Genomic DNA, 13656 nt, shown 5'->3' on the forward strand with positions numbered 1-13656 from the left:
GTTAAATCTTATTTTTTAACAAGTTGTTTCGTTACAAAACCCGTTGTATAAATACCACTTTTGAACACATCGTCTTCCAATACTTGAAGTAGCATTGGCGTGTTCGTTTTAATACCTTCTACTTTTATTTCTTCTAAAGCATCATGTAATTTTGAAATTGCTTCTTCACGAGTTTCACCATGAGCAATGACTTTCGCAATCATTGGATCATAGAAAGGTGTAATCGTGACTTGATTCTCTAAAAAATGATCAATACGTACATTTGATGGAAGTGCTAAATCTGTAATTTTCCCAGGTGATGGGAAGAAAGTTTTCGGATCCTCTGCATAAATACGTGCCTCAATGGCATGACCACTACGTTTTACATCATCTTGTGTAAATGATAGTTTCTCACCGTATGCAATTAGAAGTTGTTGTTCTACAAGATCTAAACCAGTAATTTCTTCTGTAACTGGATGCTCTACTTGTAATCTCGTATTCATCTCTAAGAAATAAAAGTTCTTCTGATCATCTACAAGAAACTCAACTGTACCTGCGTTTGTATAGCCTAGAGCTTTGGCAGCTTGTACAGCAACTTCTCCCATCGCTTTTCGCGTACCTTCATCTAAAAATGGTGAAGGTGCTTCTTCAATTACTTTCTGATTTCGGCGCTGCACGGAACATTCACGCTCCCATAAATACACTGTGTTACCATGTGTATCTGCTAAAAGCTGAATTTCAATATGATGTGCATCTGCAATATAGCGCTCTAAATACATTTCTCCGTTACCGAAGAAGTTTTGTGCTCTTGTTTTGTTACTTTCAAATGCTTTGGTGAGCGTTTGCTCAGTTTCCATCAACTGCATTCCAATGCCTCCGCCGCCTGCGGATGCCTTCAGCATTAATGGATAACCAATTTGTTTTGCAATTTCAATTGCTTCTTCAGCAGTTTCAATATTTGTAGTAATACCTGGAACTACTGGGACATCTGCAGCTTGCATTGCAATACGAGATTCGATTTTACTTCCCATTTTCGTAATGATTTCTTCTGATGGACCTATAAATACAATCCCTTCTTCTCTACAGCGAACCGGAAAAGACGGATTCTCTGATAATAATCCATATCCCGGATGGATTGCTTCAGCATTTGTCTTCTTAGCTATTTCAATAATTTTTTCAAGGTTTAAATAGCTTTCTTGGACACGCGATCCACCTACTAAGTAAGCTTCATTTGCCATTTTTACATGAAGGGCATTTTCATCAGCCTCAGAATAAATAGCAACAGTGCGAATGCCAAGTTTTTGACAAGTTTTTATAATACGAACTGCGATTTCCCCGCGATTAGCAATTAATATTTTTTGAAACATAGTGATTCCTCCTTTTTATCTACATCCTAAATGTCTTGCAATTACGAGACGTTGAATTTCAGAAGTTCCTTCACCAATTTCTAATAGTTTTGCATCACGAATATGTCGTTCCACTTCATATTCACGCATATAGCCGTATCCACCGTGAATTTGTACCGCTTGATTTGCAATACGACTAGCAGCCTCAGATGCAAATAACTTTGCCATAGCCGCTTCTTTACCGAAAGGTTTATCATTATCTTTTAACCAAGCTGCTTTATGTACTAAATTACGTGCAAGTTCTACTTCAGTCGCCATATCAGCTAATTTAAATTGAATCGCTTGGAAATTAGAGATTGACTTTCCAAATTGTTGACGTTCTTTCGCATATTGCAGCGCACGTTCAAATGCAGATTGTGCAATACCTACTGCTAATGCTGCGATTGAAATACGTCCTCCATCAAGTGTATATAAGAATTGTTTAAATCCTTTATTTACATCACCAAGAATATTTTCTTTCGGTACACGTACACTATCAAGTACGATTTCACATGTATTAGAAGCACGAACACCCATCTTATCGTAAGGACTTGAAATCGTTAATCCTTCACTTGTAGTCGGTACGATAAATGCCGAAATACGCTTTCTACCATTATCTTCAACACCGTTGATAGCGGTTACAATAATTGTATTTGCATACTCTGCATTTGTAATCCAACACTTTTCACCACTAATAACATACTCGTCTCCATCTAATACAGCTTTCGTTTGTGTACCACCTGCATCAGATCCAGCGTTCGGCTCAGTTAATCCGAAAGCACCTAATGTTTTACCTGACGCCATTGGAACTAAATATTTCTGTTTTTGTTCTTCTGTACCGAAATAATAAATTGGAGAAGCACCTAATGAAATTGTTGCAGCGTAACTTAATCCTGTCCCACCACAAGCACGACCAATTTCTTCAACTGCTAACGCGTACGATACAGTATCGCCACCTGAACCTCCATACTCTTCAGGGAATGGGATACCTAATAATCCTAGTTCGCCCATTTTTTGAAATGTTTCATATGGAAATTCCGCAGTTTTGTCATAATACACAGCTTTCGGTGCGATTTCCTTTTCAGCAAAGTCACGTACCATTTCTTTAATCATTTGTTTTTCGCGAGTTAGAGTAAATTCCATTCCGCTACACACCCCTTATCGAATATTGAGTTTCGACAGCGTGCGAGTTTCTACTACAAACATTACGAATTAAAAGACACGAATATTAGTTAGACAATTGCTATAATTCTGTCATAACTCAATTTTAAAACAGATTCTGTACTAATGCACAAAAAAATTCCTACATTGTTCTACAACAACATAGGAAGTTTTGTGTCGAATTATGTAATTTATCGTTTAATAATCTCTACCTTTTCCCGAATCAGAAATTTCTACTAAAGCTTCAGGGTATGGTTCAAAATATGTTTGTCTTAATAAATACTTATCGTCAAATCGAATGGCCCATGATTTTAAAATTGTAAGTAAGCTACTAAGCGGGACTTTCTTTTCTATATACTTTTGTATCAAATCTAAAAAATGATCTTTTTCTTGTTTTTTCAACTTTGTTTTAAAATATCCAAAAATATGCTCACATACATTTACATTCGATGTATAGCGGGGGGTGCGCATAAATAATTCATATAAAGTCTTCTCATAGTTTTCAAATACAACTTCAATCGTTTCATTTTTTTGATTTGCAATAATACGCCCTAATTCTTTTTGTTTCACTTGATTATATGCCATAAATAAATACTTATAGTCTGATTGAAATGATACGAGTTCTTTTATGTTTTTAGTATGTTTAATCATTTTGTAATGCGCGATTGTAAACAGTCTTGTAAAGAAATGTTCTCTAATAATAAAATTCGACAATCTACCCTCTTCTTCAATTGGAAGATGCGAAAATTTTTTTATTACTGCTCCGCCAAATAAGCCAGATCCCTTTCCTTTTACTGGCGCTTTTTCAAAACCAGAATAAATTTTCACATCGCGCGTACCACAACTTGGCGAACGATTCTTTAAAATAAAACCATCCACATCGGATATCGTTTGTAAAAAGTCATTTGAAAATTGCTTCATTTTTTCAGTTACATCTTCTCGTGTCGACGGCTGTACAAGCCTATTCACACCATTTTCTTCTACAATTCGTATCGTTTCACGAGGAGTCCCCAATCCGATCTCGACTTCTGGACAAACAGGTATAAATGTAACAAATGGCTGCAAATTTCGTATTGTTACATCTGGTATCATCTCTGCATTATAACGACAGGCATCAAATTCTAAACATTTACTTACAACAATTGTTGGTTTTGCAAATTGCCGCATTTCATTACCTCCATGGTATCAATCCATACAATCTAAATTGTACTGATATTAGTATCTTAAGCAAAGTCTGTTTATATTGATTATTTTTATAATAACTATAAATTTAATGCTATATCAACTGCAATTCAAATCTATTTCGTATATGTATTAACAAGTTCTTGTACAAACTTGTTAACACTTTTTTGTCTAAACACAATCCATCTTTACTAGCATAGTTACAGATTCTTTCCTTTCCTCTTTACATTTAAATTAAAATAAGCCTTAATATGAATTTTAATCCCAAGTTATTTAGAATATATTCTTTAAATTTGTACATTATAGACTGAGAAAGTATTACTTGTAGTTAGGGTGTTCCAAATGAATTTTAGAAACCTACTTTCTTTATTACGGAACATTTTCAGAAGTATTTTTTCTTTGGTAAGAAATATTTCAAAAAATCCATTCAGTTTAAGGAGGCATATTAAAATGGGAGTATTAAGTGGTAATCCCCAAAATGAACCAATGCATTACGGAGAAGTCTTTGCAATTTGGAGTTATCTTGCAGGGGCACAAGGTGCAATTGCTGGTTACCAAGTTCTTGTCAATCATACTGGAGACGAGGACTTAAAAAAGTTTTTAGAAAATCTTATAGAAAATGATATCCAATCAGAAGTTGAAGAACTAAAAAACTTGTTAAAATCAAACGGTGTGGCATTACCACCAGCACCTCCAGAACGTCCAGTTGCATCTATTGAAACAATCCCTCCTGGTGCTCGTATTAATGACGCAGAAATTGCAGCTAAAGTTTCTATGGATCTTGCTGCTGGACTAGTAGCATGTAGCCAAGCGATGGGACAATCACTTCGAGAAGACGTAGGAATGATGTTTGGACAATTCCATATGAAAAAAGCACAAGCAGGTGCTACTTTACTACGGTTAAATAAGAAAAAAGGCTGGATTATTCCTCCCCCTTTACATGTTCTTCAATCTGATCAAGCATAACATGGCATAAGCGGTTAACTTTTGTTAACCGCTTCGTTGTATTTACCTGTACTTTTAATAATGGAGATTAAAGATAGTTCTAATAATTTTAACTTTATGATTTAGATACTGTGATACGAATAATGTACAAAAGCAATGGAAAAATTAATACATAAGAAAGGAGGGGAAATTTATGAAGAAAAAATTATCATCTATTTTAAGTGTTTTAGCACTATCTATTATGTTTTTAGGCACATCTGCCCAAGCTGAATACGATGGAAATCATATGAATAGAGTTAATAACACTGATATGTCAACTCGAGTTAATGACAATAACTTGAACAGAGTTAATGATAATAACTTGAACAGAGTTAATAATGATGTGAGAACTCGAAATGTAAATACGACAAATGATTTAAATAATAATCGTGATAGAAATAATAATTGGGCTTGGCTCGGTTTATTAGGTCTAGCAGGATTATTAGGTCTTAGAAGAAGAGACAAAGAAACACGCTAATTCAAAATATTTTTAGTAAACAAGTACTTATTTATCAAAATTGTATAATGAATATAAATCGCCTTTTTAAAGGCGATTTATTATTTGCTTAAAAATAGTATATGAAATTCACACATCAACATATTTTTACTTATGATTAAACCTATTAAATTACATTTATTTAAATACAAAAAATCAAACCCCTAAAATGTTGTTATAGTTAGATTCGTGGCGTTAATCCATACAATATAAATTGAATCGTATTTTCAATCTCCACTTCATCATCCCATTTTTCTTCAGGCAATAATAAAAACCTTGTTAATAGTAAACCTAATACAGCTGATAAAGTAAGACGTAATACAGAAGATGGAGGCATCTCAATAATTTCCCCTTCTTCTTGAAACTTTACAATCAACTTTTTAAAATGTGAAAGTAACTCTGTTTCTACTAAATGTTGTATTTCGTTTTTCAATTCTGGCTGAAATGGCACTTCTTGAATTAATATTTTTATCATTGGAAAATGCTTTTTTGCAAATTCAAATCTATTATGAATAACAACTCTTAGCAGCCCTTCATACGATTCATACTGCGATTTGAAAATTTCCTTTGCGAAGGCTTGTACAAAAAATGGTGCAGCAAACTTTGTTAATGTCGGCATGACGACTGCTAACAATAAATCTTTTTTCGTTTTATAGTAGCGGAAGATTGTTCCTTCCGCTACACCAGCACGCTTTGCAATTTCACTTGTAGAAGTTGATGCATATCCTTTTTCTCCAAACATATCAACAGCTGCCTCTAAAATACGCATTTGACGTTCATTTCGTTTATCCGTATTAGTTGCGGCAATTAATTCATCCAACCAATCCTTCTTCATCTATAATGCCCCTTTGTATCATCATTATATTTTCCGATGTTTCTTTAATGCAAATACATTCCCTATTGCAAATAATAGAGAAAAAAGTAGTAATACAGTTAGATCTAACGCAATCTCTGTAAATCCTTGATTTCGAATCATCACTTGTCTCATTGCGTCAGCTCCATATGTGAGCGGAAATAATTTCCCTAACATTTGTAGCCACTTATTCATAGATTCAATTGGAAACAACCCAGAAAAGAAAATTTGGGGCACAATGACAAGCGGTATGAACTGGATCATTTGAAATTCATTATTTGCGTATGCTGATAAAAACGTCCCTAAAGTTAATGCCGTTAAAGAAAGCAGGCATGTAATAAGTAGCGTTAGCCATATGGAACCAGCTACATACAAATCTAAAATATAAACTGAAAAATTCACGATTATAATTGATTGTATAAACGCAAAGATTCCAAAACCAATAATATATCCTACAACTATTTCCCATCTTCTCACTGGAGTGGACAATAACCTCTCTAATGTACCACTTAAACGTTCTCTAACAAAGGAAACTCCAGACAATATAAATACAAAGAAAAATGTAAAGAAACCAATCAATACGGGACCAAGCCCATCAAACATTGTAAAGTCTTTAGAGCCATGTAAGTAATTTACCTCAGGCTTCATAACTGATACTTCATTCTTTTCTGTACTCTTTTGTAAAACTTGAAGTACAGCACGATTTTTTGATGAATCACTTCCTTCTAATAAAAGATTCATTTTCCTATTCTCTAAATAAATTACTGCATCTACCTTTTGCAGTTCTAACTCTGAAATTGCTTTCTCTTTGCCGTATTCATAAATTGAGGCTTCTTGAGTTTTCATTGTTTTTACAATAGGAGCAGGCACATCAACTACAGCGATATGCGGTACATAGTCTTTTTGTGTAAACACTAGAGACAATAACCAAAGTAATAACATTGGTGCCCCAAACATCATCGCTAACGAACGTTTATCTCGAAAAAATTGGCGAATAATACGAATGATTACACCAGTAACTCTCATGATAGAGCCACCTCTTCCAACAAAAAGACATCTTCAATCCGTCCTGATGATACCCGTTTTTTCAATTCTTCAGGTGTTCCAGTCGCAACTAGCTTCCCTTCTCTAATTAATCCTAGGCGTTCACAAAATTCAGCTTCATCCATAATGTGCGTCGTTACAATAATAGTTGTGCCTTTCTTTTTCAAATCATAAAATTTTTCCCAGATTGTTTTTCTAAGAAGTGGATCTATCCCCACTGTTGGCTCATCTAAAATTAATATTTCAGGTTCATGAAGGAGTGCTATCGCTAATGATAAACGCTTCTTCATCCCACCTGAAAAATGCTGCACTTGCTGTCTTATATGTTGTGATAATTGTACAAGGTCAAAAACCTCTTCGATTCTTTCTTTTTTATGTTTTCCCTTTAATCCATACATCGTTGCAATAAAATCTGCATTTTCATATGCTGATAGTTCTTCATATAATGCATCAGCCTGAGCCATATAACCAATTCTTTTCATTTAAATTAGGCATGTTCGTGTTGTATACAAGCACTTCACCTTTCGTTGCCTCATTAATACCTGCAATCAATTTAATAAGAGTCGTTTTCCCTGAACCTGAAGGCCCAACTAAACCAAATATCTCTGCTTTTTCAACTTGCAATGAAAGATTGTGTAACACTTCTTTTTTTCCAAAACTTTTTGATACAGTCCGTAAAATAATGGCAGGTTGCTGCACGTATTCTTCCCCCTTTTCTAAAATGAGTGAGTACTCACTTTTATTTTACTCTTGCGTAATTATATGTCAAACTTCATTGATTAGTATGTATTTTCAATCTTAAACAATGAAACAGAGTCGACATTAGAATATCATTTCTTAAAGTCGACTCTGTTTCATTTAAATTATATATTTTATTTTACGTTTTTAAATTCATATATTTCCTAATTCTAGCAACATCTAAAGAATATTCGATAACTAATTGCTGTAACGGTAATATAACTGTGTCGGGATATAAATGGGCATATTGTAATGTTTCTGCATATTTTTCTAACCTTTTTTCTAAATACTTTATAATTTGATCAGGATGACTTACTAATAAGCATTTACAATAATAATGTATTTGTTCCTCAATCGCCGTATACTCTTCAATTTCATATTCTTTATGCATGTGTACACCCCTTTATGTTTTTATACAGATTCCTTATCACACTTTTCACTCGACTAATTTTTAAGTTTTTTGATTATTTACACTATAACAAACTTTACGGGTCAAATTTTGTTACTTTATGTAACGTAGAAAATTTTTAACAAAATTGTAATGTTAACTTGTATAAATTACATATGGCTTATTTTTCTATACAAAAAATCGTACAGTTCAATTTAACTGTACGACTACAAGTTCTGGTCTATTGAAAATTCTTTGCGGAATGATACTATTACCTAGTCCTCTACTTACTACCATAGACGTATTTTGTTTTTCATATAAACCGGCTGTATATGTAGGGAGAACCCCTTGATTTGGAGCAACTAAACCTCCGATAAATGGCAATCTAACTTGCCCTCCATGAGCATGCCCTGATAACACTAAATCTATTTGCTCATCAGCATAATTCTGAATAAATTCAGGTCTATAGAATAAATCATCTATTGCTCCTATATATAGATATACTCCTATGTAATCCGCAATTTTCCTTATCGGATAAATTAATAAAATTTATTTCCCTACACATTGCGATTACATGTTTTATAAGGAAGCTCTTCTTTTTGCCATGCAAGAAATCCTCCCTTTAAATTCACTACTTCCTTTATACCTGCTCTTTGTAAAATACTAGCTGCTATAGCGGAACGCAATCCGGTTCGACATTGTAAAACTATTGGGCAATCTTTTGGTATACAATCTAGCTGCTTAAATAGATTTCCTAAAGGGATATGTATTGCATCATGAAGATGTCCTTCCTCCCACTCTTTTTTACTACGCACGTCGATTAACTTAACACTTCCACCTTTTATATGCGGATATAATTCGATTGATGTGTCTTCTTTGTAACTTTCTAATCTATTCAATCTTTGTATTACCTTTACAGGTACAAAAGCAATAATATTATCTAGCCCAATAGATTCAAAGTCTCTAATAACTTCCTCCACTCTAACCTTTTCCTCATCTAGAATGATTAAAGTTTCTGTTTTATAATCTAGTAACCATCCACACCAAGTTGTAAAGGAATTGTTATAAGGTATGTTAATTGATTTCTCAATGTGACCAGAAGCAAAACTCTCTACATCCCTTATATCAACTATTTGCTGAACGCTCGTCATAACTTCTTGAAGTTTTTCTACTGTTTTAATAGCAATAACATCTCTCTTCTTACGATTTGGAGGACCAGACTTATTTAAATTCTTCATTAATGAAAAATACTTTGGAGGCTCTGGCTGTCCCGTCAATAAAGTCGATACAAAATCACTTTCTTCATTACACTGAAATGCCCAATTGAACATCTTTTCATAACCTAATGTAGAAGTTGGAATTGCTCCTAATGCTTTTCCACATGCGCTTCCTGCACCATGTGATGGCCATATTTGCAAATAATCAGGGAGTATTTTTATTTTTTGTATAGAATTAAATAATTGTTTCGCTCCTATTTTTGCAGTATTTTTCATACCTACAGCAGTTTCTAATAAATCAGGTCTTCCTATATCTCCTACAAATATAAAATCACCTGTGAATATTCCCATCGGCTTATCATTTGTATAATTATTTTGACTTGTATCAGTTACTAAAAAAGAAATACTTTCAGGCGTATGCCCTGGAGTGTGAATTACATTAAATTTTATATGACCTATTTTAAACTCTGTGCCCTCTTTAACCAATTTGTATCGACCTTCGTTAAGATATTGATATTTCCAATCACAATTTCCTTCATCAGATACATATAACTTTGCATGATAAAGATTAGAAAGTTCTCTAGACCCAGAAAGAAAATCTGCATGAATGTGAGTTTCAGCCACAGCAATTAATTCCATTCCCTCTTTCTTAGCAAATTCTATATATTGTTCTATATAACGACCTGGATCAATTACAATTGCTACGCCTTCCTTCTGACAACCGACCAAATAGGAAGCATGTGCTAATTTTTCATCATAAAAATATTTTAAAAGCATAGCTATTCCCTCCAAATAGTTATTTCAAATTACTTTTCCATTTGTATAACTGCTTTCTATCTTCTCCTATAGCATCCCTTTCAACATAAAATTCCAATACATATAGGGCAACATATATCTTTTAAGTAAAAACATACTATATCGTTCTTTCGCTTGATTAAACGGAAATGTTTCTTGAGGCTCATGTTCATAGTTAAATTCAGCGAGTATAAGACTTTTATAACCTGTAACAATCGGACAGGATGTATATCCATCATATTTAGCATGCAAGTCTCTTCCGTTAAGTACGTCCTTAATATTTTGTTTTAAGACAGGTATTTGTTTTCGAATTGCCGCTCCAGTTTTAGAGGTGGGTAAATTGGTACAATCTCCAAGTCCGAAAATATTCTTATACTGTACATGCTGCAAAGTATAAGGGCTTATATCTACCCACCCCTGAGAATCACTTATCTCACTCTCTTTAATAAAATTAGGTGGCCCCATTGGTGGAACAACATGGATCATACTGTATGGTACAGTTTCTCTTTTCAGTGTTTGCGTATCTTCAAAAATTGCTTCTCTTTTTTCGGCAATAATTTCTACTAAGTTTTTATTATAATTCGTTATAATTTGCTTTCTTTCTAGTACTTGTTCTAATGTATTAGCATAACGTGGAACCTGAAATATATTAGCGTTCGCCGTATAAAACATTACTTCACTTTTGTTTCTTACACCGCTATTAGAAAAATACTCTTCTGCTAAATACATAATCTTTTGTGGAGCACCACCGCATTTAATTGGAGTGTTTGGGTGGGTAAAAACTGCATTTCCTCCTTTAAATTTTTCAATTTCTCTCCAAGTAGAATCAACATATTTATAAGAGTAATTGCTACAAACCCCATTAGTCCCAATAGACTCCTTTAAACCTTTAATGCCGTCCCAATTTATTTGTATACCGGCTGCTACAATAAGTATTTCATACTCAATCAGCAGTCCATCATCTAAAAGTAGCTTATTTTCTTCCGGAAACAACTTAACGACACTTTTAGGAATCCACGTTGCACCTTTTGGAATAAGCAATTCTTGATCACGCATCGTACTTTCCTTTGAAACAATTCCTCCCCCCACTAAACTCCATAGTGGTTGAAAATAATGTTTTTTTGATGGATCAATAATTGCTATACTTTCTTTCAATAGGGGTACATTTCGTAACAAATGTGCAGTAGAAGATATTCCTGCAGTCCCAGCACCAATTACAATAATTTTATAACTATCTCTGGTCTTCATTATCCTCTTCCCATCTAAATTTGATTTTTAAAATAACTAGTTCGCAGCCGTATTTTCATTGTAGTAACATTATTATAAGTTAAAAGCACCACATATTTATCTGAATCAAATGAAAATTTTGTTAATTTTACCATCAATATTACTTTATGCGTAAATCCCCTATGCTACTTCCATCTTTTATATTTTTCAATACTAGTCTTTACCCGACCTTACTTTTATTTCAGTTTCTCTCTACGCTCAAAGCTATCTTTAAAGACCCATGTAATTTCATATGTAAAAAAGCCCCTTTCTCATCTAAAGGAGGCTAAGGATTATTCTTATTAAGCTAACACTTTGAGGTATCCCTAAAACAAAAATTTTATATAACTACAACCATTATTTATGAGAATTCAGGTCATTTTTTTCATTTTGAGGAACAATGAATTTCTTAGGTTGATGGGCATGAGACGCTACCCCAAAATACAAAAATCTCCTTCAAACAAAAGAAAGGCGCCTACACACCTTTCTTTTGTAATTCACTTGTACTCTCTTCAGCACCCAAAATCCCTTCTGAATCACTTAAATGCATCATTGTACGGACCTAATTGCTTTTTTGAAAAGTAATGAATTGTCTCCTTACTTTTCAGTAACATATTTCCTTTTATAATAAAAAAATAGGTAGCTACTAGAAAATAGATTAAACCTAATATCCAATCCAAATTTGTAGCTAAATTGTGTAAAAGAACATATCTCATATATGCATAACCAATCGGAACATGTAGTAATACAACCGCACCTAATCCTGGGTTGTATATTGTTTTTGCTTTTATATTCGCAAAAATACCATGCCATATGAATTGAAAAAACCCCATTAAAATAGGTGCCAATCCAAGCCATATAATATTTGGCAAGAAAACCGGAAGTAAATAAAAAACATACGCAATCAAAATATTTATTACCATAGCAGATTGCGTATTTAATGGATAACGATCTGGTATATCACTTTTAAATATAACTACATTAAACAGACCAGCGAAATAACCTGGCCAACGATACTCTTCAAATTGATGCACTAAAATGGCTACAAAACTTAACGCTAACAGTACTTTTATTTCACTCATTTCTCCAAAATTTGCGACTAAACAACCTACGACAGCAATAGCCATTACTAAGCCTACATCACACCAGTGTTTTCTAAAAAAACTAATCATCTCTACCACCCACTATCTCAATTTTTATAAAAATAGCGTTCAAATAGGAAATCAATTTGTTTTTCTACAGGCAGTATTTTTATATCTGCTCCTGATTCAAGAATTGGCATCATTAATGCTGGAAGAAAAACGGATCCGAATATTTGCACTGTCATCATCATTAAAATTTCCTGTTCCGTTTCATTTGTTATTTCACTCAAAGTATTCTTCACTTTACTAAAACCAAGACTCTTCAAAAAATCTCCATATTCGTATTGAGATGTAAATACCGTAGTTCCCATTGCAATAATTTTCCTAACTAACTCAGGGTATTGCCGAATTACTAGTACATAATCAAGTAAAAATATTTTTAATCTTTCTTTCGCTGGCACTTTAATATCATCTAAAATAGAAAAAGTGCCTTGAAAGCTAATTAATAGGACTTTAATTGTTTCGCTAATCAACTTCTCCTTTGAGCCAAAATGGTAATTTACAAGCGCGATATTTGTATCTGACAATGCTGCAATTTTTCTTATTGTTACACTTTCGAATCCTTCGTCTTTAATTAACTCCAATGTTGTATTTAAAATCTTTTCTTTCGTTGATATGTTTTCATTTCCCCTCAACTTATCTCCTCCTCTAAAATTTATCAATTAAACAACGTTTTAAACATCGTTTAATTTTATGGTATCACCTTCAATTTTTAATATCAATTTAATCCTTTCGACATTTCCGATTACCTATTCTTTTTTTATCTTTGTTATTAAAGTTTTTACATACATTTAAGAACGTCTTTGTTGTTTTCCAGTCACTCAATAATGTGAGCGGTCGGTAATTTTAATAATTGAGCGGTTGTGTAAAAAATTATATAAATTAACTTTTTTTCTTTTCTAGGAAAAAAGATGAACACAATTTTTTATGCATCCTATTTGTTGGTAACTAATGTATTACTGTGTCCTAGTTTTTTTTAACTGGAATTGAATCCCCTTGTTATAGATTTTTATTTTATTATTAATA

General features: G+C 33.2%; 12 protein-coding genes and 2 pseudogenes. 2 read left to right on the top strand and 12 right to left on the bottom strand.

Annotated elements, in window-relative coordinates; translation table 11 throughout:
* Nucleotides 1-8: 8 nt before the first annotated feature.
* The 3 genes from DN394_RS24905 to DN394_RS24915 all read right to left on the bottom strand — a co-directional run bounded on the left by DN394_RS24905 (nucleotide 9) and on the right by DN394_RS24915 (nucleotide 3692).
* The gene (locus DN394_RS24905; RefSeq protein ID WP_048566382.1) at nucleotides 9-1346 is read right to left on the bottom strand and encodes an acetyl-CoA carboxylase biotin carboxylase subunit; all 1338 of its coding nucleotides are present in this window, start codon (nucleotides 1344-1346) and stop codon (nucleotides 9-11) included.
* A gap of 15 nt (nucleotides 1347-1361) precedes the next feature.
* Nucleotides 1362-2507, bottom strand: coding sequence for an acyl-CoA dehydrogenase (locus DN394_RS24910; protein WP_098704975.1), 1146 nt, complete (start codon nucleotides 2505-2507; stop codon nucleotides 1362-1364).
* Between the two features lie 216 nt (nucleotides 2508-2723).
* On the bottom strand, nucleotides 2724-3692 hold the full coding sequence (locus DN394_RS24915) for a YbgA family protein (protein ID WP_001248620.1): 969 nt from the start codon (nucleotides 3690-3692) through the stop codon (nucleotides 2724-2726).
* Nucleotides 3693-4157: 465 nt separating this feature from the next.
* Between DN394_RS24915 and DN394_RS24920 the strand changes: the two genes are divergently transcribed.
* The gene (locus DN394_RS24920; RefSeq protein WP_000538613.1) at nucleotides 4158-4673 is read left to right on the top strand and encodes a DUF3231 family protein; all 516 of its coding nucleotides are present in this window, start codon (nucleotides 4158-4160) and stop codon (nucleotides 4671-4673) included.
* A gap of 172 nt (nucleotides 4674-4845) precedes the next feature.
* Nucleotides 4846-5169, top strand: coding sequence for a WGxxGxxG family protein (locus tag DN394_RS24925; protein ID WP_000728149.1), 324 nt, complete (start codon nucleotides 4846-4848; stop codon nucleotides 5167-5169).
* 199 nt (nucleotides 5170-5368) lie between these two features.
* Here the strand turns inward: DN394_RS24925 and DN394_RS24930 are convergent, their stop codons facing one another.
* The 9 genes and pseudogenes from DN394_RS24930 to DN394_RS24970 form a co-directional block, all read right to left on the bottom strand.
* A complete protein-coding gene (locus DN394_RS24930; protein ID WP_000711163.1) occupies nucleotides 5369-6022 on the bottom strand; it encodes a TetR/AcrR family transcriptional regulator in 654 nt (217 codons plus the stop codon).
* A gap of 24 nt (nucleotides 6023-6046) precedes the next feature.
* Entirely contained in the window at nucleotides 6047-7066 is a 1020-nt protein-coding gene (locus tag DN394_RS24935; RefSeq protein WP_001266752.1) for an ABC transporter permease, read from the bottom strand.
* A pseudogene (locus tag DN394_RS24940) lies at nucleotides 7063-7783 on the bottom strand (ABC transporter ATP-binding protein). Before DN394_RS24940 ends, DN394_RS24935 begins: the two are co-directional and overlap by 4 nt.
* A 178-nt stretch (nucleotides 7784-7961) precedes the next feature.
* Nucleotides 7962-8213 (bottom strand): hypothetical protein, encoded by a 252-nt coding sequence (locus tag DN394_RS24945; protein WP_000548621.1) that lies wholly within the window; start codon nucleotides 8211-8213, stop codon nucleotides 7962-7964.
* A gap of 207 nt (nucleotides 8214-8420) precedes the next feature.
* A pseudogene (locus tag DN394_RS24950) lies at nucleotides 8421-8684 on the bottom strand (metallophosphoesterase); the annotation flags it as partial.
* An 83-nt stretch (nucleotides 8685-8767) separates the two neighbouring features.
* A complete protein-coding gene (locus DN394_RS24955) occupies nucleotides 8768-10204 on the bottom strand; it encodes an MBL fold metallo-hydrolase (RefSeq protein WP_000925294.1) in 1437 nt (478 codons plus the stop codon).
* Between the two features lie 66 nt (nucleotides 10205-10270).
* On the bottom strand, nucleotides 10271-11470 hold the full coding sequence (locus tag DN394_RS24960; protein WP_064056235.1) for an FAD/NAD(P)-binding oxidoreductase: 1200 nt from the start codon (nucleotides 11468-11470) through the stop codon (nucleotides 10271-10273).
* A 554-nt stretch (nucleotides 11471-12024) separates the two neighbouring features.
* A complete protein-coding gene (locus tag DN394_RS24965; protein WP_000622767.1) occupies nucleotides 12025-12660 on the bottom strand; it encodes an HXXEE domain-containing protein in 636 nt (211 codons plus the stop codon).
* Between the two features lie 17 nt (nucleotides 12661-12677).
* On the bottom strand, nucleotides 12678-13265 hold the full coding sequence (locus DN394_RS24970; protein ID WP_001214842.1) for a TetR/AcrR family transcriptional regulator: 588 nt from the start codon (nucleotides 13263-13265) through the stop codon (nucleotides 12678-12680).
* Nucleotides 13266-13656 lie beyond the last annotated feature (391 nt).

This window comes from Bacillus sp. BB081 (assembly GCF_008368895.1).
Lineage (GTDB): Bacteria > Bacillota > Bacilli > Bacillales > Bacillaceae_G > Bacillus_A > Bacillus_A wiedmannii.